This is a genomic window from Brucella sp. 22210 (assembly GCF_052045675.1).
Taxonomy (GTDB): domain Bacteria; phylum Pseudomonadota; class Alphaproteobacteria; order Rhizobiales; family Rhizobiaceae; genus Brucella.
This window is the reverse complement of sequence record NZ_JBQEPD010000033.1, coordinates 1-22738: the sequence shown is the minus strand read 5'-3', so window position 1 is coordinate 22738 and position 22738 is coordinate 1. Positions and strand designations below refer to the sequence as shown.

The following is a 22738-nucleotide window of genomic DNA, read 5'->3' as shown; positions in this document are numbered from 1 at the left end:
GGGGCTCAATACAGTCAAATTCGAAATGAAGCCTCAAGCATAACCAAATATTATGGTGAAACATGAACCTGCGTCAGGTCGAAGCGTTCCGAACCGTCATGCTAACTGGAAAAATGACGGCTGCAGCGGAACTGATGTCGATCACCCAGCCCGCCGTGAGCCGCCTGATCCGCGACTTTGAGATCGACACGAAACTCAAGCTCTTCAACCGTCGCGGAAACCAGTTGATCCCTACGCAGGCGGCCATGACGCTGTTGCAGGAGGTGGAGCGGGCCTATGTCGGGCTCAATCGCATCCGGAGTTTCGCCGACGAGATCAGCCGTCAGAATGCGGGCATGTTGCGGATAGCGGCCATGCCTGCGCTTGCAAACGGGATCATGCCGCGCTTCCTTGCGCGTTTTCTCAAGGAGCGACCCAATATCCACGCCTCTCTCAACGGTATTCCTTCGGCGATGGTTGTTGAGGCCGTCGCATCTGGTCAGGTCGATCTCGGATTTGCCGATGGTCCGCTCGACCGGCCCGGTTTCAATATTGAAACCCGGGCGATACCGGCGGTTGTCGCTGTCCCGCTGGGGCATCGTCTTGCAGACTATCCGGAGGTTTCACCGGATGATCTCGCCGATGAACGTATGATCACGCTGGAGCCGGGGTCGCTGTTTGCCATGCGCGTCGAGGTTGCGCTTGCGCGCATTCCACGGTCGGCCACCATTGAGACTCGCTTGTCGCACACGGCGCTGACGCTTGTGGCCGAAGGTGTTGGCATAACGATCATCGATCCGTCGTCGGCAACCGATTTTCGCGGACGCGGCGTTGCGATCCGGCCTTTCACGAGCTTCGTCGATGCTGGGTTTCTGGTCATTCGTCGCAGTAATGGCCCCGATAACAGTCTGGCGCAGCGCTTCATAGACGAGTTCTGGGCCTATCATGAGACGTTGCTGGCGCAGCCGTGAAGATTGGGGGCTTTGGGGGCTCAACCCTGGTAGATGCGCTCCTCAAGGGGCGTTGATGCAATGATAGATTTCAGTCCGGCCAGCATGGCCTTTTCTGCCTTGTTGAGATTGGCTTCAGGGTTGTGGATTAGAAAAACATCGATGGCAGGCGGGTTGTCGTAAGGCGGCAGACGCCAGAGAAGACCGTCATCAATCTCGCGTCGCGCGACATGCAATGGAAGAGGACCGATGCCAAGCCCGGTGATGATCATCCGGCGGACTTCTTCGAGGCTTGACGAGGTGCCGACCACATCCGGTGAAAGTCGCGCCTCGCTGCGCAACAGGGCTACAGGCCGTAACGCGTCGGCAATGTGATCGGTCTGGAACGAAACCGATGGTTCCCCTTTCAGATCGGCAAGGGCAAGCCCGGACTGGCCGAACATCCGGTGCCGGGGCCCGCAGAAAAACCCGAAGAACTCGCGATAGACCATGGTGTAGTCGAGCGCGGGGTCGCGATTGCTCACCAGACCAAGGCCGAAGGAAGCGCGCTTCTCGCGCACAAGCCGCGCGACTTCTGTACTGGCTGATACGTTGATCGTCAGTGTCGCATTGGGATGCTGTTCATGAAACAGCGCGAGCGCCTGATCGAAGATCGGCGATATGATGTGGCTGGCGACAGAAATGGTGACATGGCCAGTCACATTGTCACCGACGCCACGCACCAGTTGCGGCAGCTGTGAAATCGCGCCGAAGACCTCAATGCTCTGTTCGTAAAGCAGTTTGCCAACGTCCGTCAGTTCAAAATGGGTTGCGTCGCGTTCCACCAGTCGCTGGCCGATGCGGTCTTCCAATCGGCGCAACGCATTGCTTACGCTTGGTTGTTTGAGGTTGAGACGCTCTGCCGCGCGGGTGATGCTTTTGACCTCCGCGATTACCACAAAACTGCGCAGAAGATTCCAGTCCAGATCCCAGACAAGGCGTTCAGGGCGATGTAACGACATGGCATCATCCATTCATGAAATCTATGCAATCCATTCCCATTATCTATTTGCGAAATGCATCCATAAAAGCAATCATGAATATTGGAAGGCATCAAAAAGCCTCAAGAAAAACAAACAAAGGGAAGTCGGGAACAGCATGTTTAACAAATTCACGGGTTTCATTGCCGCAGCCGCGATTGCAGCCACCACAGTCTTTGCGGTTGCACCTGCACAGGCGGATGATCTTGAAAAGATCAAGGCAGCGGGCGAGTTGAAGATCGCCATGAGTGGCCAGTACCCGCCGTTCAATTTCGTCAATGAGAAGAATGAAGTGGTGGGATTCGACGCTTCCATCGGTTCGGCGATTGCCGAACGCATGCAGCTCAAGCCACAGCTTATCACCACTGCATGGGACGGTATCGTCGCGGGTCTTCGAGCAGGCAAGTTCGACACGGTGGTTGGCTCCATGACGATTACGCCGGAACGCGAGAAGGCCGTGGATTTTGTTGGACCGTACTATCACGCGGGCCGCGCGGTTTTCGTGAAGGAAGACTCTACGGTTCAAAAGCTCGATGATCTTAAAGACAAGACGCTAGGCGTCACGCTTGGTGAAACCCATGAAAAATGGGTGCGCGAGCAGGGTGGCTGGACCATTCGCACCTATAAGGGCCTGCCGGAGCTGATGCTCGAACTGAATGCCGGTCGTGTCGACGCAATCGTCGTTGACAACATCCCTGTCATGGTGGCGATCAAGGAAACCGGACAGAAGGTGCGTAGGCTCGATACGCCCGATATTGAAGGCGGCAGCGTCGCCATCGGCATCGCCATCCGCAAGAACAATCCAGAGCTGAAGGCTGCAATGCAGAAGGCTCTCGACGAGATCATGGCCGACGGCACCTATGAGAAGATCTCGATGCAATGGGTTGGCAGCGATATTCGCTGATGCGTCATCCCGGCCCGGCATATGTCCGGGCCGGTTGAGAACCGATTGACCGGAGTTTTCCGATGGATTTTGCGTTGATGTTGCGCGTCCTCCCGTTTTTTCTGGAGGCGGCATTGGTGACTGTCCAAATTTCTGCTCTGGCTCTGGTGTTGGGTCTGGCCGTCGCGGCGGTCCTCGTTAACGGGCGTCTATCCCGCTCGGTCATCCTGCGATGGCTTGCGGCAGCTTATGTGAACGTCTTTCGTGGCACACCTTGCCTTGTGCAACTCTTCATTCTCTATTTCGGCGGTCCGCAGATCGGCATCAATCTGGAACCATTTGCCGCTGGCGTCATCGGTTTGGGGTTGAATATCGGCGCCTATATGTCGGAGTCGATCCGCGGCGCAATTCAAAGCGTTGATCGCGGCCAGGCGGAAGCCGCCCGTTCTATCGGTTTCGGGCGCGGGCAGACGATGCGGTTCGTTGTTCTACCTCAGGCAGCCCGGCTGATGATCCGCCCTCTCGGTGTCAACACGATTGCGCTCCTGAAGGGCTCCGCGCTGGTTTCCACCATTTCAGTGGTTGAGCTGACCTATACAGCGCAGCGTTTCATCGGTTCCACCTACAAGCCGTTCGAGATTTTCGGTGTTGCAGCTGTTCTCTACATGATCATCATCTATATCGTGGCGCGCGGGGTCGATCTTCTCGACAAGCGCTTCGCGGCGCAGTGAGGGAGGACAGGATGCAAGCTCTCGATTTCAGCATCGTCGCTCCCTATACGGATCTGCTTTTGACAGGACTGTGGTGGACGCTGGTTCTGACCATAGCGTCGGCTTTCCTCAGCTTTGTGCTCGGCATCATCTTTGCGCTGGTGGTGCTTTACGCGCCCAAGATTCTCGCATGGCCGGTGCGGCTCTTCATGTGGCTGTTCATGGGAACGCCGCTTCTGTTGCAGCTGTTCCTGATCTATTTCGGGCTGGTTCAGTTCGGTATCGATATTCCGGCACTTGGCGCGGGCATCATCGGCCTTAGCCTCCACTTTGCCGTCTATAATGCCGATATCATCCGTGCGGGTATCGTGGCGGTCGATCCGGGTCAGATGGAAGGCGCGCGTTCCATCGGCTTCAGCCATGGTCAAGCTTTGCGCTACATTGTCATCCCGCAGGCGGTGCGCAATACGATCCCGCCCATCGGCAACAATATGATCGTTCTTTTGAAGGATACGTCGCTGGTTTCGATCATCGGCATTGCGGAACTGGTGCACAGCGCGCAGCTTGCCATCAGCGAAACCTTCAGCCCGTTCGAATTCTACATCACCATCGCCGCCATTTACTACGTGGTCAATCTGGTTCTGGAAGCCAGCCTGCGGCGCATTGAAAGAAAAGTGGAGGTCACGCGATGAGCAGCCCCAATACCGCAAAGCCGATGGTCGAAGTGAAGGGTGCCCGCAAAGCCTATGGCGAGCTGGAAGTGTTGAAAGGTATCGACCTTTCCGTGGCGCGTGGCCAGATCGTCGCCATCATCGGCCCCAGCGGCTCCGGAAAGAGCACGCTTCTGCGCTCGATCAATCATCTAGAAGCGCTGAATGGCGGTGAAGTCTGGCTTGATGGCATGCAGGTCAATCAACCTCTCATCGGGCAGGCTTTCGAGAAGCACATCAATGCCGTGCGCCAGCAGATGGGCATGGTGTTCCAGCACTTCAACCTGTTTCCGCATCTGACAGTGCTGGAAAACATCACGCTCGGCCCCATCAAACTCAAGGGCATGACGAAGGACGCTGCTCGTACACTGGCGCTGGAGCTTCTGAAAAAGGTCGGGCTTGCCGACAAGATCGACGTCTACCCCTCGCGGCTGTCTGGCGGTCAGAAGCAGCGTGTGGCCATTGCCCGTGCGCTCGCCATGCAGCCGAAAGTCATGCTGTTCGACGAGGCGACTTCGGCACTCGATCCCGAACTGGTGGATGAAGTCAATGCCGTCATGAAGCAGCTTGCCGCTGAACATATGACGATGCTGATCGTCACGCATGAGATGCGATTTGCGGGCGAAGTGGCAGATCGCATCCTGTTCATGGATGGCGGTGTGGTGGTGGAAGAGGGGCCGCCGGATCAGATTTTGAGCAATCCCGTGCAGGAGCGTACCCGCTCCTTCCTCAAGAAATATCTGGCCGCGTGAGGTGATGGCATGAACGAGAGAAACGCCAATGAGTTCGCCGATTTTGGGGAGTTTCCCGATTTCGGACTGACCTCGGCGCAGCGGCGCGAAGCTGTGCTTGGCCATTATTATGAATATCCCGGCATGGACGGGCCGCGTGGCGAAATCTGGTGCTACACCGATGCCTATTCTTATCTGCCGGGCGCAACGGTTCATTTGCAGGTGAGTGCGACCGCGTCGCGTTTCGATATCGAAATCGTGCGGGATGGGGCGGTTGAAAAGCCTGTCTTCTTAAAGCGAGGGATAGACTGCAAATGGCAGGAAACGCCAGCCCAATGTTCCGTTGTGGGCTGCGGCTGGGAGACGACATTTTCGTTCAAGACGGATGAGAACTGGCCTTCCGGCGCCTATCGCATCACGCTGAAAGCCGAAGGCAATGACGGTCAGCTGATCCATTGCCACCATCTTTTCGTCCTGCGACCTGCGGCAGGCCGTAAGCCCGGTCGCATCCTGCAGGTTGCCGCGACCGGCACGTGGACGGCCTACAATACCTGGGGCGGTTCCAATCACTATCAGGGCATTACCGGACCGAATGGCGATCAATATGCGACGACGGTAAGCATCGAGCGTCCGTTCTGCCGTGGCTTTGCGCTGCTGCCGTCCGATGCGCCCCGCGTGCCGCTGGAATTTGTGACGCGGCCCGCGGCACCTCCGCGTTATCCGCATATGGAATGGGCCTTTGCCAATGGCTATTCCAAGAAATATGCCTCGTCCGGCTGGGCGAGCTATGACAGCCTGTTCTTCCGCTGGGCTGAACGGGAAGGCTTTGCGATTGATCTCGCCAGCCAGCATGAGCTGCATTTCTCGCCGGAAATCCTCGACGGTTATGATTGCGTGGCCTTTGTCGGTCACGACGAATATTGGACGTGGGAAATGCGCGATGCCGTCGATCATTTTGTCGATGGCGGCGGCCGTGCGGCCCGTTTTGCGGGCAACTTCATGTGGCAGACGCGGCTTGAGGATGATGGCAAGCGCCAGACTTGTTACAAATATCGCGCCCGCGCTGAAGACCCGGTCTATCGCTCCGCTGATCCACGGCGCACCAGCGGTTGCTGGGAAGCGACGGAAGCCGGACGGCCTGCTGCCGAAACCTTCGGCCTCAATGCGCTGCGCGGGCTTTATGTCGGCTGGGGTGGTTGCGCCCCGCGTGGCGTGCGCGGTTTTCCGGTCTATCGCCCGGAACATTGGGCCTTTGCGGGAACGGGCATCTATTACGGTGATCTCCTGGGCGCTGACGGTCACGCCTTCGGCTATGAGGTCGACGGGCTCGACTATGTGATCCGGGGCGGTCTGCCTGAACCGGAGGAGGGCAGCGGCGCACCTGATGGATTGCAGATTCTGGCGCTTGGCATGTCGTCTCTCAAGGAAGAGAGCGCGGATATTCCAGCTGACGACCAGTTCCTCTCCGATGCCGATGCCAAATTTGTAGCCGATACGCTGATCGGCGACAATGGCGATGCAGCCGTCGAACGCATCAAGCGCGGCTGCGGAATGATCGTCAATTTCCCGCGCGGCAAGGGCGAGGTTTTCCACGCCGGAAGCTGTGAGTGGGTCGCGGCTCTCAAACGTGGCGACCGCATGGTCGAGCGTGTGACCGCCAATGTTCTTAACCAATATCTCAAGCGCTGACAGAGTAACGCCATGCTCAACACAAAAGCACAGAACGAACGCCCGACATCGCATCTTTTCTACCAGTCGCGCCTGCGCAGGCCACTGGTGGATCGTGCCGAAGGTATCTATATCTGGGATCAGGACGGACGCCGTGTCATCGACGGGTCTAGCGGCGCGATGGTGGTCAATATCGGCCACGGCAATCGCAACGTGCTTGACGCCATGAAAGAGCAGATGGATCGCGTCACCTTCGCTTATCGTCTCCATTTCGAAAACGAGCCGGCGGAAGATCTGGCGCGCATGGCCGCCGAACGTATGCCGGAAGGTCTGGACAAGATTTTCTTCGTGTCCGGTGGTTCGGAAGCAGTGGAATCCTGCATCAAGCTTGCCCGCCAATGGGCGGTTGCGACCGGGCAGGGCACACGCTGGAAAGTGATTTCGCGGTTTCCGTCTTACCATGGCGGTACGCTTGGGGCGCTGGCGGTCACCGGCTATGCGGCTTTGAGCGAGCCTTTCGCACCCATCATGCGCGAAATGCCGAAAGTCCCCGCACCGACTGCCTATCTCGATCGCGACAATCTCACGATGGAACAGCGCGGCCAGAAGTATGCCGACATGCTGGAGGAGAAGATTCAGGAAGAAGGTCCTGAAAGCGTACTCGCCTTCATCATGGAGCCGATCGGTGGAGCATCGACCGGCGCGCTGGTCGCGCCCGACAGTTACTATCCGCGTATCCGCGAAATCTGCGACCGTTATGGCATCCTGCTCATCCACGACGAGGTGATGAGCGGCGCAGGACGCACCGGCAAGTTTCTTGGCGGCGACCACTGGAACTGCAAGCCCGATCTCATCGCGCTTTCGAAGGGTTTCGCCTCTGGTTATTGCCCGCTTGGCGCAATGGCGGCGCCGGGGCGCATCGTGCAGCCGGTTCTGGATGCTGGTGGCTTCCTGCACGGCTTCACTTATGCGGGCAATCCGCTGGCTTGCGCGGCAGGCAAGGCGGTGCTTCAGGAGATTGATCGTCTCGATCTGGTCGGCAATGCCGCCCATATGGGCGATGCGCTGAAGGGCGAGCTGGAAGGACTGGCGAAGCGCTTCCCGTTCATCGGTGATGTGCGCGGCAAGGGGTTGTTGCTGGCCGCCGAATTCGTGTCAGATCCTGAAACCATGAAGCCGTTGCCGAAGGAACTGAACGCCCATCAGCGCATGGTCGATCTTGCCTATGAGCGCGGTCTGATCATCTATTCGCGCCGCACGCGGGGTGGTGTTGAAGGCGATCACTTTCTCGTCTGTCCGCCGATGATCGTGAGTCGAGAACAGGTCGGCGAGATCACCGCGATCCTTGACGATACGCTGGAGGTTCTGTCGCGTGAACTCAAGCTGCCCGTGAACGCATAAGGAAACCGGATCATGACCGATAAGAAGAAAACACAGCGCAAGGTGATCATCACCTGCGCAGTGACGGGCTCCGTGCACACTCCAACCATGTCGCCGCATCTGCCGGTTACGCCGGAGGAGATCGCCAGTGAGGCCATTGCGGCGGCGGAAGCGGGCGCATCCATTCTGCATCTTCATGCTCGCGATCCCCGTGACGGCAGACCATCCGCCAATCCGGATCTGTTCATGCAGTTCCTGCCGCGTATCAAGCAGTCGACCGCGGCGGTGGTGAATATTTCCACCGGCGGCTCGTCATTGATGACGCTGGATGACCGTCTGGCTGCGCCGCTCAAGGCGCAACCGGAAATGTGTTCTCTCAATATGGGCTCGATGAATTTCGCGCTGTTTCCAGCCCTCGACAAGCCACGCGAGTGGAAGCACGCTTGGGAACCCGAACTATTGGAGGCAACGCGCCATTCGATCTTCAAGAACACTTTCGCTGATATGGAAGGCATTCTGACCAGTCTTGGTCGGGGTTGCGGTACACGCTTCGAGTTCGAATGCTACGATGTCGGCCATCTCTATTCGCTGGCCCATTTCCGTGATCGTGGACTGGTGACCGGTCATCTCTTCATCCAGTTCGTCTTCGGTATTCTGGGCGGCATTGGTGCAGACCCGGACAACCTCATGCATATGAAGCGCATTGCAGACAAGCTGTTCGGCGACGACTATTCCTTCTCGGTTCTGGCGGCAGGGCGACACCAGATTCCGATGATCACAATGGCAGCGGCCATGGGTGGCAATGTGCGTGTCGGTCTGGAAGACAGTCTCTATGACGGTCGGGGAAAACTGGCCAAGAGCAATGCCGATCAGGTGCGGCGCATCCGTAGCATCCTGGACGGCTTGTCGCTGGAAGTTGCTACACCTGACGAAGTGCGCGACTATCTGGGCCTGAAGGGTGGAGACAGGGTGGCGTTCTGATGCCAAAGATCGTGTTGGATAGCAAAGCGGGCGTTGTGATCCGGCTCGCCGAGCCTGCCGATGCTGAACAGATTCACGAGGCGATCCGCGTGATGGGCGCGGGGCTTGGCGCTGCGGGCAAAGTCTCCAGCACGGTAGAAGATTTTCGCAACCACGGCTTTGGTCCCAACGCTGCTTTTACCAGTCTGATCGCCGAGGTGGACGAGGTATTTGCCGGGCTGGCACTGTTCTTCCCGATTTTCTCGACATGGCTCGGAAAGCCGGGTGTCTTTGTGCAGGATCTCTATGTTGTCGAGGCGTTTCGCGGTCGGCGGGTGGGCGAGGTTTTGCTCCGCCATGTCGCCTCGTGGTCGACAGCGCGGGGCGGCGTCTATCTGCGGCTGGCTGTGGATCGGGACAATATTGCCGCGCGGCGCTTTTACCAGCGGCTGGGTATCGGCTGGATCGAAGCCGACCTCGATCATGGCGCTTATGGCGAGGATTTTGCCCGTCTGGCGCGTATCAACGCAAATTAGGGAGTAATCATGAAAGCCTTCTACGCTGTTGAGCAAAAGCGTCACGATCCGAAAGCCTTTCTTTCCAGCGGTGCGCCGAAGCCAAACCCCGAGCAACCGGAGCGTGTCGAGCGCCTGCTCTCCGGCGCAAAGGCTGTGGGCTGCGAGATTATCCGTCCGAAAAATCACGGTCTCGGTCCGATAGCTGCCGTGCATACGCCGGAATATCTGGAGTTCCTGCAGCACATCTATCCGCGTTGGCGGCGCATCGAGGAAGCTTCGGAAGAGGTCATCCCGAACATTCATCCGTTGACGCGTGACGGCCGCTATCCCGCGTCCGCCGTCGGGCAGGTTGGCTATCACATGGCCGATACGGCGTGCCCGATAGCAGAACACACATGGGAAAGCGTGTGCTGGAGTGCCTGGAGCGCGGTTGACGCCGCCGATGCGGTGCTTGCGGGCGAGGTGGCGGCCTATGCGCTCTGCCGTCCACCGGGGCATCACGCCTTTGCCGATGTTGCTGGCGGCTTTTGTTTCGTCAATAATTCGGCAGTCGCGGCCCAGCATCTACGGTCAAAGGCTGAACGCGTCGCAATCCTGGATGTTGATCTGCATCACGGTAACGGGACGCAAGGCATTTTCTATGCGCGTCCCGATGTGCTGACAGTCTCGATCCACGCCGATCCGTTGCGCTTCTATCCATTCTTCTGGGGCCATGCCGATGAACGCGGTGAAGGCGCTGGGCTCGGCTACAATCTCAATCTGCCTCTGCCACGCAAATCTGGCGATGACGAGTTCCTCTCGTCGCTTGATACGGCTTTCCGTCGTATAGAAGCATTCGCGCCAGATGCGCTGGTGGTAGCACTTGGTCTTGACCCGTTTGAGGGTGATCCATTCGGCGGATTGTCGGTTACCACTGGCGGTTTCGGGCGCATTGCCGAAGCGATTGCAAAGCTTCGGCTGCCAACTGTCATCGTTCAGGAAGGTGGTTATCTTTGCGATGCGCTGGGCGACAATCTCACCGCTTTCCTGGGCGGCTATCAGTCGGTAGCGCGATGAGCGGTCTTGTGACTTTTATCGGCGTCGTACATCCGTGGATGTGCGACGTCATGGGACATATGAATGTCCGGTATTATGCCGGGATGTTCGACGATGCGAGCTTTCAGCTGTTGGGCCACATTGCCGGGAAAATCCCGGATGAGGGTTTCGGTTGGGCGGATGTGCGCTCGACAATGGAATATAAAAAGGAAGCGCCCGCCGGGGACTTGCTGACGATCCGCTCTCAGGTCCTGAAGGTGGGGCGTTCATCAATCACGTTTCGCCAGATAATGGCTGGTTCGCTTGATGGGGACCTGCGCGCCATCAATGAGACAACGTCCGTCTGTTTCGACAAGATCGCGCGTCATTCACTCGAACTTAAGCCAGCAATGCGAGCGCGAGCGGAAAGGCTCATGTAGGGCCACAATCTGATCGGCTTGGTCTGCCTCGTCTGGACGGTTGGCTTGGTTTCTTTATCATTTATTCTCACCTGATCGCAGACGATAAATCTGTCTTTGCAATCTAAACATCTTAGGGCCGAAGTCGTTTGGCACGGCCCTCTTTGGGTTGGAATTGTGTTACTTTTTCTCCGGATTTCGTCGCGCCAGCATATTCAGCGCCTCGACGAGTGCCGAGAAGCCCATGGCTGCATAAATGTAGCCCTTCGGCACATGGAAGCCAAAGCCATCGGCGATGAGCGTCATGCCGATCATCAGGAGGAAGCTCAGCGCCAGCATAACGATTGTCGGATTGGCGGCGATAAAGCGCGATAGCGGATCCGCGGCCAACAGCATCACTGTCACGGCGGCGAGAACAGCGATCACCATGATGGCGATCTCGTCTGTCATGCCAACTGCAGTAATAATCGAGTCGACCGAGAAAACCAGATCGAGAATGAGAATTTGCACGATGGCAGCGCCCATCGTTAACTCGGCCACTTTGCCACCGATGTTTTCTTTGCCGTCATTTGGATCGACCGTGTGATGGATTTCCTTCGTTGCTTTCCAGACAAGGAAAAGACCACCTGCAATAAGGATGATGTCGCGCCAGGAAAAACCGTGGCCAAAGGCTTCGAAGATTGGTTCTTTGAGCTGCACGATGATCGAGATCGTGAAGAGAAGCGCCAGACGCAGTATAAGTGCGGCACCTATTCCGATCCGCCTCGCTTTCGATTGCAAATGAGCGGGCAGTTTGTTCGTAAGAATCGAAATGAATATCAGGTTGTCGATGCCGAGGACGATTTCCATCGTCACTAGCGTTATCAGTGCAGCCCAGCCGCCAGGGCTGGATAGAAACGCCAGATGCTCAGCAAGAAATTCCATGAGGTCGGCCCCTTACGATAATTCGGTGGCCCAGAGATAAGTAATTTCAAGCCTTATTCAACTATCCGTGATTAAGATTTGCTGTCAAAAATGGAAAACTGCCAAAATGACGCCACTGCTTTAGCGATCTGAGCGAAACGAAAAACCGGTTCATCTTGAAATGAAAATCGGCAGTGTAACGGTAGGTCGCGTCTCACACCCGACAGACGGGAGGAGATTAGAGGCGATCAAAATAATGATGATCCGCCATGATCAATAGCGGCGCGATAATCGCGAGGAATAACTATTCAGTTCCAAGGTTATGCATGGCTATCCCCAATTAAGCGGCAATTTGCCATTTTTATGTTTTATAAAATTGAATCCTATTAAGCGCTGTAATAAATATAATCCGCTATAAAGAGTATGAATGTCAGTATTAAAATTGATCAATCTGCTGCGATGCACGCAAGACAAACCATAGCTTTCAAACTATATTGTTAGTGCCGCAGCGAATTAGGTCATAAAGCAATATGTTGATGAAGTGAATGTAATTTGTTACTACATGGAAAAAAAATGACGAGGAGCGGAATTTACAACCTTGGGGGGCATTAGGTTCCGCTCCTCGGTTCCTGTGAATTTTATTTCACAGGATCAAACTAAATGATTCACAGTCAAATAGTTTGCATGGAGGTGCCTCCACCAGACGGTTTTGTACATGCATTTTAGGGTTTTACAAGAGAACTATTGTAAACGAGTGTTTCCAGATTGAAATTTTGCTGTGTAAAAAATAGGCGCCCAAATATGAGCGCCTCAATAGAAGTATTTTATCAATATCACCGGCAAACTCTTATCGAGCGAACAACCCATCGACCATGATACCGTACGCGTTTCCTTTCCATGTGGCAGCGCTTCGGCTTCGGCTTGACGTGTCGCTGAGCCTGATGCCCCTTATGTGCTGGCGCAGCGTTGGCAATGACAGGTACAAAGGCACCTGCAAGTGACAAAGCAACCGCACCTATAATGAAATTCTTCATACCGTGTATCCTTCTGTTATCTTTACGCTGCCATCAGTAACGCGGAGCGCGTATGTATCTAGTAACTCAGAATAAGATAGAAATATGTCTGCTACTTCTCTTGTACTCGAACATTCAGTGCATCGCATTCGGCAGATTGCAGAATATAACTGTGAATCGTGATGTTTTGCGTTCGGTTAAGAGGAACAGGGAGACGCGGGGAGGGATTGCGTCTCCCCATTACTACGCTACGCGCAGTCAGCAGGTAGGAGCTAACCTGCATAGAGAAGGCGAATGTCCAGATCGCCCTGTGAAATACTAGTCTCACTTTTGCACCGCTCTCAAACATAGATTTGTAAGGAAATGTTGCCAGCTGATTTCCCGATACTGCGGTCCACTAAAGAAGCCCCCCGTTGAGACCGCCTTTTTCTTTGCCGGAAAAAACAAAACCCCGGACTAGCCGGGGTTTAAAGCTATTGACGCCGTCTAGTGTCCCAGAAAAGCACGGATATGACACAGAGCAATGCAGCGAGGATGGGGACTTCAATCAGAAAATACCAATGCATTGACCTTCCCTCAAACCGGAACGCGGCCACCACCATTGCTATGGGAAGCCATCCACGGCATAGCAGCCTCAGGTTTTTCAAGAATGTTGCGTTTTCGAGCGAAGCCTTCAAAGGCATTTTGCGCCACAATTAGTGGTTTCTGCCCGCTGTGAGCGTCACAACAGGCGCTCCATGCCACTTCATAAATGACGTCTCGATCATCCTGTGGCCATTCATAAAGAAAATCTATTGCATCAATCGGCCCTGCAATCTCTCTGATCAGAAATTTGCCGTCCTTTACAAAAATTGGACTGTCAAACAAACGGTCGCTCATCGAAACCTCCAATTGATCGAACGAAGTGTGTTGGAATGACGGGGTCGATTTAGTGATGCTGCGCCGCGTTTCAAGCCTCTGAGAATGAACTTTTTAGTGCCAGAAAACACTGGCAATAGCCTTCGGCAGCACCTTGGCGGAGAAAGCGAATGTCACGGCACAAGATTTACACGTTTTTGCTGACTGCGGACCTTGGAGCTCTGCCGAAGCTTGGTATACGAAACTGTTCGGGCGCGGACCGGATAACAGACACATAAGCACCCTCGTTCAGTGGGAGCTATTCAATCAGGCCCGAGTGGGTATTTCGTCAGATAACGAAATCGCCATGCGAGGGGCGAACTTCCTGATTGCCGCCGAACGGGAACGTCTGCGTGACGTGGGAATCATGCTGGGTGAGGATATCCCGGGCGACTATCCAACGCTGGCGCAAGTGTGTGATGCCGACGGCAATCTGATCACCTTCGCGACGCCGCCATCACCAAACTATCCGCTGGCGTAAGCGATCGTCCGCCCCTGTAATGTTGAAAGGCGGTCGGACAGTTTTTCGCCCATAAAACAGTCATAAGCCAGTTGCAAAGGAGCTGATCGGATTGTTCTTGGCTCTTATTTAAGGCAACCGCCAAGCCAAATATACCATGTCACCCTAGTAGGTATGTTTAGCTTAAATTCTCCGGGAAGTCGAACTTCGAACATTGCTGAAGAACCTTTTTTCACGCAATGCGTTATATCGCTGGAGGTGCACAATGGTTTGGTTTTATTGGTTGTACGGCACGATGTTGTTCACAATGACTGGACTTATCGGATTTACCATTTGGAATGAAAAGGACGGTGACTGATCTGCTCGCTGCGGCATTTCACCTGTTGGTCCGGCGACCTCAGATGCATGGCTGCATTCCAGATGAGATCGTTCGCTTACGGACGTTGGCCGGGAATAGTCGGGACCGTTATCTGAACATGTGTTCAACCTACGAATAGCAGTCGAAACGCTGCCAATCAGTCGAATCCACGGCTCGTTAAGTCCACTAGTGCACGGACGCAGGACCTTATATAAGCTAATTTTTCGGCTTAGTTCCCAAGGACAAGAATCATGTTTGCTGCTGATCGAGAAGCGATTTCGTGAGATGCATACTTAATTGTCTCGGTAGGGGCGCGCGCCTTCCACTCCTTCCTTTTTCTCTCGCAGCGAGCCGGTTATGAATTCCACCCAACGCAGGCCTTTCATGGGCATGTTTAGTTTTGAGCCAGGCATACTGATTGGTTTGATTGCAGCTGTTCTTTTTTTCGCCGGAAGTGGTTTGGTCACCTATATCAACACGCAAAACATACGCGTTGCCAATCAGAAAATTGTTGAAACACATCGCGCGATTGTCTCCCTTAAAAACCTGCTTTTAAACCTTCAGGACGCAGAAACGGGCCAGCGAGGTTACCTTCTGACGGGCGAAGACGATTATCTCGGCCCTTACCTAAATGCTCGCGGTGCGATTGCGAATGAATTTGAAAAAGTTGCTGAAAGGACGCGTGACAATGTCGGTCAGAGCGACCGGCTAGGCATTTTGAAGCAGCGCATCGAGGCAAAACTCGATGAGATGGCCCAAACGATCGATCTGCGAAAAACGCAGGGATTGAGCGCAGCGCTCGACCTTGTCCGTTCTGATCGTGGTAAAGTCGAGATGGATGCTATCCGCGGCATGGTTGACGCTATGTCCCAGACTGAAAACGAGGTTCGAACCAGTCGCCTCGCAGAGATGGAAAGCGCACAGCAGCAGGCATTGATTAGCACTGTGCTGACCGCCGCTCTTGGAATTCTACTAACGGTGGTGATCGGTTATCTTCTGGGCAAGGCTGCAAGCAGCCGTTCGCGCGAAGAATGGTTGCAAACAGGAAAAATCGGCCTGGGATCCGCCATGATGGGGGACCAGCGGATTGATGAGCTTGGCGAAAATGTCCTGGACTATCTCGTCGCATATACTGGTGCCGTGGCGGGAGCCTTCTTTAGTGGAGCGCGCGGTCACTATCGGCGTACAGCTGTCTACGGAATCCCGGACAGCAAATCCGTTCCCCTCGAGTTTGTTGGTCGCGCAGGACTGCTCGGGCAAGCGTCGACGCAGGGAAGCTTGATCGTTCTCGATGACGTGCCTGATGGCTATCTCTCCTTCGGTTCCGCTTTAGGTCAGGACAAGCCGAAATATCTCGTCATCTTGCCCGCTGTGGTTGAAGGCTCAACCAATGCCGTGCTGGAAATGGGTTTTCTCAAGCCCGTGGATGAGATGATTCTCTCGCTTTTAAAGCAAGCTTCCGAAGCAATAGGACTGAGTGTGCAAGCGGCATCCTATCGGGGCGAATTGCAAAACCTTCTGGAGGAAACCCAGCAACAGTCGGAAGAGCTGCAAGCGCAGGGCGAGGAATTGCGTGTCAACAATGAGGAACTTGAAGAGCAAAGTCGTGTTCTCAAGGAATCGCAGTTGCGGCTCGAGCTACAGGCGGCAGAGCTCGAGCAGACAAACACTCAGCTTGAAGAGCAGGCAAATCAGCTCGAAATTCAGCGATCTGATCTTGAGAGGGCAAATGCATCGGTTCAGCTGAAAGCCGCTGAGCTTGAGCGTTCAAGCCAGTATAAGTCCGACTTCCTCGCAAATATGTCGCACGAACTACGTACGCCACTTAACTCTTCGCTCATTCTGGCGAAGCTGCTGGCCGATAATCCGCATGAAAACCTGACGGAAGAACAGGTCAAGTACGCACGGACAATCCAGTCGTCAGGGAACGACCTGCTCAATCTAATCAACGATATTCTCGATCTTTCAAAAATTGAAGCCGGGCATGTTGAGATTCAGCTTGAGGAGGCATCGGTCGTCCGTCTGACAAACGGACTGCGGCAAATGTTCGAGCCTGTCGCAAGCGAAAAACAGCTTGAGTTCATCATCTCGCTCGACGAGCACCTGCCCAAAACGTTCGAGACCGATCCGCGTCGACTCGAGCAAATCCTCAAAAATCTGATCTCCAATGCAATCAAGTTCACCGAAAAGGGTAAAGTGGAGCTATCGGTCCGGCCGCAAGGCTCCGACAAGATTGTGTTTTCGGTTACCGACAGCGGTATCGGTATTGCCGAAGATCAGCTCAACAGCATTTTTGAGGCGTTTCATCAGGCTGATAGCACGATTAGCCGGAGATTTGGCGGCACCGGTCTGGGCCTTTCGATTTCGCGGCAGCTTGTGCGCCTTCTTGCAGGAACTATCGCAGTCGAGAGTAAGCCCGGACAGGGCAGCCGCTTTTCGGTTACGTTGCCCCTAAGGCCGATGTCTGCCAGAGACATTTCTCCAACCACTTCATCCTTTTTGCCGACGAGAAGCCCTGGTGAGATGCCTGGGGCGGTGTCAGAGGCGGCAGTTGCCCGCCAGCTTTCAGATGATCGCGAGGACATTGGGGGAGACAAGCGGGTACTCCTCGTCATTGAAGACGATGAGACATTTGCAGCGATTGTCCGTGATCTCTCCCGGGAAATGGGTTTTCATTGTGTTGTCGCGCGCACCGCAGAGGAGGCTGTCAAAACCGCGCGTGAATTTTCGCCAAACGCGATCGTGCTCGATGTTGGACTGCCCGATCAGTCGGGACTTTCGGTATTGGACGGCTTGAAAAATGACGTTCGCACCCGGCATATCCCGGTCCACGTCATTTCCGCAGGCGATTATACACGGACCGCGATCTCGCTGGGCGCTGTCGGTTATCTCCGCAAGCCCGTCAGCCGCGAGCAAATTGTCGATGTTCTGGCCGGACTTGAGAAAAAGCTGTCCCGGCGTGCGAACCGTGTCCTGATTGTGGAAGATGACAAGAACCAGCGAGAAGCGGTTGCCAGTCTGCTTGGCTCCGGGGACGTCGAGACCTTTACCGCTGCGAGCGCTGCCGAATGTCTGAACCTCCTTCGCGAGCAGACCTTTGATTGCATGGTTCTCGACCTTTCGCTGCCTGACACTTCCGGCTTTGCGTTGCTCGAAACTCTCAGCCAGGAAAACATTTACTCGTTCCCGCCGGTTATTGTGTATACTGGTCGGGAGCTTTCAGCGGAAAATGAGCAAAAGCTGCGCCGTTACTCCAAGTCCATCATTATCAAAGGCGCGAAATCGCCTGAGCGCCTTCTAGACGAAGTCAGTCTTTTTCTGCATCAGGTCATTTCGGAACTGCCACCCGAGCAGCAAAAAATGATTCAGAAAGCCCGCCATCGCGATGCGCTTCTTGAAGGTCGCAGAATTCTTGTCGTTGAAGATGATATCCGCAATATCTATGCCCTCACCAACATTCTTGAGCCCCGGGGCGCGGAAGTCATTATCGCACGTAACGGACGCGAGGCACTTGATGTATTGTCGAAGAACCAAGCCAATGAATCGACCGCTATTGATATTCTTTTGATGGATATCATGATGCCAGTAATGGATGGCCTCGCCGCCACCCGGAAGATCCGTGAAAACCCGGCGTGGAAGAAACTTCCCATCATCACACTGACTGCCAAGGCAATGCCGGATGACCAGCAGCGTTGCATCGAGGCCGGTGCAAATGATTATATGGCCAAACCACTTGATGTCGACAAACTCCTGTCGCTTGTTCGTGTCTGGATGCCCAAATGAGGGGAGCCCATTCAAACGATTCAGCAGAAGACATTGAAATGAGGTTGTTCCTGGAGGCGTTGTTTCTCCGGTATCACTATGATTTTCGGAATTACTCACTGGGCTCGATTCGGCGCCGTCTGAAACAGGCGCGTGAGCAACTGGGGTTTGCGAGTTTCTCCGCCATGCAGAACCAGCTACTTCACGATCCCGACATGCTGTCGCATTTGCTCCGCTTCCTCACCGTCCAGGTCAGCGATATGTTTCGCGATCCGGATTATTTCCGGGCAATCCGCGAGCAGGTGGTTCCGCATTTGCGGACCTACCCATCGCTTAAAGTCTGGATAGCTGGATGTAGCAGTGGAGAAGAACTCTACTCAATGGTGATCCTTTTTCGTGAAGAAGGTCTCGAGGACCGGACGCTTTTTTATGCGACAGACATCAATCAGGACGCTCTGAGCGCAGCAGAGGCTGGGGTGTTCGTTCTCGATCGTGTCCGGTCATTCACAGAAAATCACCAACGTTCGGGCGGGCGAACGTCTTTGTCAGATTACTACCAGGCGGCCTATGGTCGGGTGGTCTTTGATAAATCCCTGCGCCGTAACGTGGTCTTTTCAGATCACAGCCTTGCCACTGATGCAGTATTCGGCGAAATGCATCTTATATCCTGTCGAAATGTGCTGATCTATTTCGATCATGCGCTTAAAAATCGTGTCCTTGGCCTTTTTAAAGAGTCGCTTATCCATAAAGGTTTCCTGGGTCTGGGCGCTAAGGAAAGCGTGCGCTTTTCGGATCACGCCGGCACATTTGCGGATTTTGTACGCGAAGAAAAGATCTACCAGAAAGTCTCATCGTGAAGACCCTGGCTCCCGAGGCAATCGTGATCGGATCTTCTGCAGGCGCGTTTGAAGCCTTGTCGGCGATTTTGCCGTCATTGCCGCTAAACTACAGCCTTTCCGTTATTGTTGTCGTGCATATTCCGCCTGACCGGCCAAGCCTGATGGCTGAACTTTTTAGCCGGAAATGCAATATTTCCGTCTGGGAAGCTGAAGACAAGCAACCAGTTGAAAAGGGTAACATTTACTTCGCCCCGCCCGACTATCACTTGCGTATTGAGGCGGACCGAAGCTTTTCTCTTTCTCAGGATGATCCTGTTCTCTATTCGCGTCCATCCATTGACGTACTGTTTGAGAGCGCCGCGGAGGTCTTCGGCACCTGCCTGATAGGTGTTGTGCTTACCGGAGCCAACGAAGACGGGGCAGCGGGGCTTCGCCATATCGTCGATGCAGGCGGGAAAGCCATTGTTCAAAACCCGGAAAGTGCCCATGCCTCAGCAATGCCATACGCAGCGCTAAGCCAATGTGAGCATGCAGAGATTTTGTCGCTCGATGCGATAGCAACTTATCTAAAAAAGGTTCAAACCAACTCATGAAACCCGTATCGTTTCTCCTTGTGGACGATCTTGAAGAAAATCTTCTTGTGCTGGAGGGTCTCCTCCGACGCGAAGGGTTACAGTTGCTGAAAGCGAAATCCGGTGATGAGGCGCTTGAATTGCTGTTGCAGCATGATGTTGCGCTGGCGTTGGTTGATGTTCAGATGCCCGGACTTGACGGATTTCAACTTGCAGAATTCATGCGGGGCAATGAGCGAACTCGTCATGTCCCGATTATATTCGTGACAGCGGGTGGTGGAGGTCAGCGTCGTTTCCGGGGTTATGAAGCGGGCGCCGTGGATTTCATCCAGAAGCCGATCGAGCCTGACATCCTGCGCAGCAAGGCGGACGTTTTTTTTGAAATGTACAGGCAAAAGCAACAGCTCGCTGTGCAGCGAGATGAACTGGCGCTGCAGGCCGAGGCACTACGCATGGCAGCCCATCAAAAAGACATCCTTCTTCAGGAAATCAATCACCGGATCAAAAACCTTTTTGCTCTGGCGTCCGGGCTGATTTCGGTCAGTGCGCGCTCGGTGGGCACCAAGGAAGAACTTGTTGCCGATCTGAGAGCACGTATGAATGCCCTCGCCAACGCACATGCACTGACACTGCCTGATCTAAAAGACGATGGGGGCGTTGAGCGGTCCTTTTCGGTCTCTGCTCTTATCGAGGCGGTCGTGTTACCTCACAAAACCGAGCAGAGTTCCCGTCTCGAAATTACAGGGTCCGACATCACCCTGTCTGGAAATACGTTGACGTCTCTTGGTCTTCTGTTGCACGAACTTACGACAAATTCCGCGAAGTATGGCGCTCTGTCATCCCCTAATGGACGGCTTGCAATTCATATCGAGACTGACTGTGATATGGTGAACCTTCACTGGACAGAGACGGGAGGTTCAGCCCGACAAAGTCCGCCGGAACGGCAAGGGTTCGGAGCGACGCTCGAAAAGGCGACGTTGCAGGGGCTGAATGCAACGCTAACGCGCGAATGGAAGCCGGCAGGGTTGTCACTGCTTTTAAGACTCCCCGTGGCGACATTACAGGGCCCAAGAGATCGGGCCGCGTAAGCGAGTGTTATCGTGACAGCCACAGAACTGCTTAAACAGAAATATCGTATAATGCGTGGAAATTTGCGATAGAAAGTAAAGCGGGCGTACCAGATAGTGTTGAGTTACATCTCATTATGGACTGGTTCCCGCCTCGCGCCGAACCGGTCGGACTTCACGTTTGATGGAGCGCTGGAGATTGATAACCCGGACCATGGGAAGAAGAAAAACTGGTGCATTTCATGTCGAAAATCTGCACCGGTAACATTGGTTAGCTCGACGAAAAGAGCTCCTGTATGCAATAAGACAAAAAAATCGTGACTGATAATCTAACACGGTTGGCGGAGCGGGCTTTCGCCCGCTCAAGCCTTAAAGGTAACGGCTGCGTTCCCGTTCTATCTCCTCTTCGGTATAGGGGTCGGCGTTCGCGTCGAACCGTTGCCAGCCTTCCTGGACATAGAGTTTGCGTCGGGCGTTGATATCCACCGGACTGGCACCGGCCAGAATAGCGTCAGCTTCCGGCACACGTCCATCCGCCACACGAGCGGTCACAAGTGAGCCACCGCGACGAACGCCTTCGGCGTATAAGTGAGCGTCTTCTTTTGATACGCCGCTCTCCGTGAGCGCCCCGAAGAGACCACCGGCAACACCCCCGACAACTGCGCCTCCGACTGCACCGGCCAATGTTGCTGCGAGCCAACCCGCGGCGACGACTTGCTCTGCTCCCTTCAAACTGGACCGTTTATAATGAGAGTTTTCCGCGCTATTTTCCTGGCTGGGAGAAGGAGTGGAAGGCATGAAAGCATCGAAGTTTTCGGACGCTCAGAAGGTGTTTATTCTCAAGCAGGGAGATGACGGCGTTCCGGTAGCGGAAATCTGTCGCAAGAGCGGGATCAGCCAGGCAACTTATTTCAACTGGAAGAAAAAGTATGCAGGTCTGCTGCCTGATGAGATACGGCGGCTGCGCGCCTTGGAAGAGGAAAATACGCGGCTGAAGAGGATTGTTGCAGACCTCACGCTTGATCGGGAGATGTTGCAGGATGTGATCCGCCGAAAACTTTAAGGCCTGCGCGGAAACGTGATCTGGTGGCGGGAATGCTTGTTGATTGGGGAATATCGATCCGACGGGCTTGTGCAGCACTAAGCTTCGAAAGATCGACTATCAATTACAAGTCCCGCCGCACCGTGCAGGCCGCTGTTGAGAAGCGGATCAAAGAGATTTGTGAAACCCGTGTGCGATAGGGTTACCGTCGCGTACACGTCCTGCTTCGTCGCGAAGGCTGGACCATCAACATGAAGAAAACACGTCGAATATACAATGAGTTAGGACTTCAGCTCAGGAATAAACATCCGAAACGTCGTGTCAAGGCCAAGCTGCGTGAGGATCGTCAACAAGCGATCGGGCCGAATGATGTTTGGGCGATGGACTTTGTGCATGATCAGCTGGCAACAGGAAAGAAACTCCGGATTCTGACTATTGTCGATACGCATTCACGCTACTCGCCGGCAACCGATCCGCGCTTCAGTTATCGTGGTGAGGATGTCGTTCAGACACTTGAGAAAGTGTGTCGTCGTGCTGGCTATCCGAAGACAATAAGGGTTGATAATGGAAGTGAGTTTGTTTCGCGTGACCTCGATCTGTGGGCCTATGCCAACAAGGTCACACTGGACTTCTCCCGACCCGGAAAGCCGAGGGATAACGGGTTCATCGAAGCCTTCAACAGTAAGCTTCGCGCCGAGTGCCTGAACGCACACTGGTTCTTAACGCTTGAAGATGCGCGCGAAAAGTTGGAGAATTGGCGTCGACACTATAATGAGGATCGTCCTCACTCGGCAATCGGATATAACGTGCCGATTGCCTTGCATAATCCCGATGGCGTCATCAGCCCGCCATTGGCATAAGAGCCGGAAAATTCTAATTCCCGG

Annotated in this window: 19 protein-coding genes and 2 pseudogenes; 17 read left to right on the top strand and 4 right to left on the bottom strand. The window is 54.5% G+C overall.

Going from position 1 to position 22738, the window contains the following annotated elements; all coding sequences use genetic code 11:
* Positions 1-62 precede the first annotated feature (62 nt).
* Positions 63-950 carry a LysR substrate-binding domain-containing protein gene (locus tag ACTJKP_RS22915; RefSeq protein ID WP_078340561.1) on the top strand — a complete coding sequence of 296 codons (888 nt, stop codon included), beginning with the start codon at positions 63-65 and terminating at the stop codon, positions 948-950.
* 20 nt (positions 951-970) lie between these two features.
* Here ACTJKP_RS22915 and ACTJKP_RS22910 read toward each other — a convergent pair whose 3' ends face one another.
* Entirely contained in the window at positions 971-1930 is a 960-nt protein-coding gene (locus ACTJKP_RS22910; protein ID WP_078340560.1) for a LysR family transcriptional regulator, read from the bottom strand.
* A gap of 136 nt (positions 1931-2066) precedes the next feature.
* On the opposite strand from ACTJKP_RS22910, the gene ACTJKP_RS22905 reads away from it, so the two are divergent.
* The 10 genes from ACTJKP_RS22905 to ACTJKP_RS22860 all read left to right on the top strand — a co-directional run bounded on the left by ACTJKP_RS22905 (position 2067) and on the right by ACTJKP_RS22860 (position 10962).
* Complete coding sequence (locus ACTJKP_RS22905) at positions 2067-2852, top strand: ABC transporter substrate-binding protein (RefSeq protein WP_440632306.1); 786 nt, start codon at positions 2067-2069, stop codon at positions 2850-2852.
* Between the two features lie 62 nt (positions 2853-2914).
* Positions 2915-3562, top strand: a complete 648-nt coding sequence (locus ACTJKP_RS22900) for an amino acid ABC transporter permease (protein WP_440632305.1) — start codon at positions 2915-2917, stop codon at positions 3560-3562.
* An 11-nt stretch (positions 3563-3573) separates the two neighbouring features.
* Complete coding sequence (locus ACTJKP_RS22895; protein ID WP_440632304.1) at positions 3574-4233, top strand: amino acid ABC transporter permease; 660 nt, start codon at positions 3574-3576, stop codon at positions 4231-4233.
* A gap of 23 nt (positions 4234-4256) precedes the next feature.
* On the top strand, positions 4257-5003 hold the full coding sequence (locus tag ACTJKP_RS22890; protein ID WP_440632310.1) for an amino acid ABC transporter ATP-binding protein: 747 nt from the start codon (positions 4257-4259) through the stop codon (positions 5001-5003).
* Between the two features lie 9 nt (positions 5004-5012).
* Positions 5013-6671 (top strand): N,N-dimethylformamidase beta subunit family domain-containing protein, encoded by a 1659-nt coding sequence (locus ACTJKP_RS22885; protein ID WP_440632303.1) that lies wholly within the window; start codon positions 5013-5015, stop codon positions 6669-6671.
* 12 nt (positions 6672-6683) lie between these two features.
* Complete coding sequence (locus ACTJKP_RS22880) at positions 6684-8051, top strand: aminotransferase family protein (protein WP_440632302.1); 1368 nt, start codon at positions 6684-6686, stop codon at positions 8049-8051.
* Positions 8052-8063: 12 nt separating this feature from the next.
* Entirely contained in the window at positions 8064-9011 is a 948-nt protein-coding gene (locus tag ACTJKP_RS22875; protein ID WP_440632301.1) for a 3-keto-5-aminohexanoate cleavage protein, read from the top strand.
* On the top strand, positions 9011-9526 hold the full coding sequence (locus ACTJKP_RS22870) for an N-acetyltransferase family protein (protein ID WP_440632300.1): 516 nt from the start codon (positions 9011-9013) through the stop codon (positions 9524-9526). Before ACTJKP_RS22875 ends, ACTJKP_RS22870 begins: the two co-directional genes overlap by 1 nt.
* 9 nt (positions 9527-9535) lie before the next feature.
* The gene (locus ACTJKP_RS22865; RefSeq protein WP_440632299.1) at positions 9536-10564 is read left to right on the top strand and encodes a histone deacetylase family protein; all 1029 of its coding nucleotides are present in this window, start codon (positions 9536-9538) and stop codon (positions 10562-10564) included.
* Positions 10561-10962 carry an acyl-CoA thioesterase gene (locus ACTJKP_RS22860; protein ID WP_440632298.1) on the top strand — a complete coding sequence of 134 codons (402 nt, stop codon included), beginning with the start codon at positions 10561-10563 and terminating at the stop codon, positions 10960-10962. Before ACTJKP_RS22865 ends, ACTJKP_RS22860 begins: the two co-directional genes overlap by 4 nt.
* 159 nt (positions 10963-11121) lie before the next feature.
* Here the strand turns inward: ACTJKP_RS22860 and ACTJKP_RS22855 are convergent, their stop codons facing one another.
* The gene (locus ACTJKP_RS22855; RefSeq protein ID WP_440632297.1) at positions 11122-11865 is read right to left on the bottom strand and encodes a TerC family protein; all 744 of its coding nucleotides are present in this window, start codon (positions 11863-11865) and stop codon (positions 11122-11124) included.
* A gap of 1568 nt (positions 11866-13433) precedes the next feature.
* Complete coding sequence (locus tag ACTJKP_RS22850) at positions 13434-13736, bottom strand: DUF982 domain-containing protein (RefSeq protein WP_440632296.1); 303 nt, start codon at positions 13734-13736, stop codon at positions 13434-13436.
* A 295-nt stretch (positions 13737-14031) separates the two neighbouring features.
* Between ACTJKP_RS22850 and ACTJKP_RS22845 the strand changes: the two genes are divergently transcribed.
* The 5 genes from ACTJKP_RS22845 (at position 14032) to ACTJKP_RS22825 (ending at position 20833) form a co-directional block, all read left to right on the top strand.
* Positions 14032-14235 carry a hypothetical protein gene (locus tag ACTJKP_RS22845; RefSeq protein WP_440632295.1) on the top strand — a complete coding sequence of 68 codons (204 nt, stop codon included), beginning with the start codon at positions 14032-14034 and terminating at the stop codon, positions 14233-14235.
* A 694-nt stretch (positions 14236-14929) separates the two neighbouring features.
* Complete coding sequence (locus tag ACTJKP_RS22840; protein WP_440632294.1) at positions 14930-18355, top strand: response regulator; 3426 nt, start codon at positions 14930-14932, stop codon at positions 18353-18355.
* A complete protein-coding gene (locus tag ACTJKP_RS22835; RefSeq protein ID WP_440632293.1) occupies positions 18352-19191 on the top strand; it encodes a CheR family methyltransferase in 840 nt (279 codons plus the stop codon). The genes ACTJKP_RS22840 and ACTJKP_RS22835 overlap by 4 nt, the downstream gene beginning before the upstream one ends.
* Positions 19188-19766 carry a chemotaxis protein CheB gene (locus tag ACTJKP_RS22830; RefSeq protein ID WP_440632292.1) on the top strand — a complete coding sequence of 193 codons (579 nt, stop codon included), beginning with the start codon at positions 19188-19190 and terminating at the stop codon, positions 19764-19766. Before ACTJKP_RS22835 ends, ACTJKP_RS22830 begins: the two co-directional genes overlap by 4 nt.
* Positions 19763-20833, top strand: coding sequence for a response regulator (locus tag ACTJKP_RS22825; protein WP_440632291.1), 1071 nt, complete (start codon positions 19763-19765; stop codon positions 20831-20833). The genes ACTJKP_RS22830 and ACTJKP_RS22825 overlap by 4 nt, the downstream gene beginning before the upstream one ends.
* 348 nt (positions 20834-21181) lie before the next feature.
* Here the strand turns inward: ACTJKP_RS22825 and ACTJKP_RS22820 are convergent.
* Positions 21182-21532 (bottom strand): annotated as a pseudogene (locus tag ACTJKP_RS22820) (hypothetical protein); the annotation flags it as partial.
* Positions 21533-21608: 76 nt separating this feature from the next.
* Between ACTJKP_RS22820 and ACTJKP_RS22815 the strand changes: the two are divergent.
* Positions 21609-22714 (top strand): annotated as a pseudogene (locus ACTJKP_RS22815) (IS3 family transposase).
* Positions 22715-22738 lie beyond the last annotated feature (24 nt).

What these genes read in the sequence shown, in the direction of transcription:
- ACTJKP_RS22840 (WP_440632294.1), top strand. Translation starts at nt 14,930, where the DNA reads ATGAATTCCACCCAACGCAGGCCTTTCATGGGCATGTTTAGTTTTGAG.
- ACTJKP_RS22835 (WP_440632293.1), top strand. Translation starts at nt 18,352, where the DNA reads ATGAGGGGAGCCCATTCAAACGATTCAGCAGAAGACATTGAAATGAGG.
- ACTJKP_RS22905 (WP_440632306.1), top strand. Translation starts at nt 2,067, where the DNA reads ATGTTTAACAAATTCACGGGTTTCATTGCCGCAGCCGCGATTGCAGCC.
- ACTJKP_RS22890 (WP_440632310.1), top strand. Translation starts at nt 4,257, where the DNA reads ATGGTCGAAGTGAAGGGTGCCCGCAAAGCCTATGGCGAGCTGGAAGTG.
- ACTJKP_RS22865 (WP_440632299.1), top strand. Translation starts at nt 9,536, where the DNA reads ATGAAAGCCTTCTACGCTGTTGAGCAAAAGCGTCACGATCCGAAAGCC.
- ACTJKP_RS22875 (WP_440632301.1), top strand. Translation starts at nt 8,064, where the DNA reads ATGACCGATAAGAAGAAAACACAGCGCAAGGTGATCATCACCTGCGCA.
- ACTJKP_RS22895 (WP_440632304.1), top strand. Translation starts at nt 3,574, where the DNA reads ATGCAAGCTCTCGATTTCAGCATCGTCGCTCCCTATACGGATCTGCTT.
- ACTJKP_RS22915 (WP_078340561.1), top strand. Translation starts at nt 63, where the DNA reads ATGAACCTGCGTCAGGTCGAAGCGTTCCGAACCGTCATGCTAACTGGA.
- ACTJKP_RS22900 (WP_440632305.1), top strand. Translation starts at nt 2,915, where the DNA reads ATGGATTTTGCGTTGATGTTGCGCGTCCTCCCGTTTTTTCTGGAGGCG.
- ACTJKP_RS22880 (WP_440632302.1), top strand. Translation starts at nt 6,684, where the DNA reads ATGCTCAACACAAAAGCACAGAACGAACGCCCGACATCGCATCTTTTC.
- ACTJKP_RS22850 (WP_440632296.1), bottom strand. Translation starts at nt 13,736, where the DNA reads ATGAGCGACCGTTTGTTTGACAGTCCAATTTTTGTAAAGGACGGCAAA.
- ACTJKP_RS22825 (WP_440632291.1), top strand. Translation starts at nt 19,763, where the DNA reads ATGAAACCCGTATCGTTTCTCCTTGTGGACGATCTTGAAGAAAATCTT.
- ACTJKP_RS22885 (WP_440632303.1), top strand. Translation starts at nt 5,013, where the DNA reads ATGAACGAGAGAAACGCCAATGAGTTCGCCGATTTTGGGGAGTTTCCC.
- ACTJKP_RS22910 (WP_078340560.1), bottom strand. Translation starts at nt 1,930, where the DNA reads ATGTCGTTACATCGCCCTGAACGCCTTGTCTGGGATCTGGACTGGAAT.
- ACTJKP_RS22870 (WP_440632300.1), top strand. Translation starts at nt 9,011, where the DNA reads ATGCCAAAGATCGTGTTGGATAGCAAAGCGGGCGTTGTGATCCGGCTC.
- ACTJKP_RS22855 (WP_440632297.1), bottom strand. Translation starts at nt 11,865, where the DNA reads ATGGAATTTCTTGCTGAGCATCTGGCGTTTCTATCCAGCCCTGGCGGC.
- ACTJKP_RS22860 (WP_440632298.1), top strand. Translation starts at nt 10,561, where the DNA reads ATGAGCGGTCTTGTGACTTTTATCGGCGTCGTACATCCGTGGATGTGC.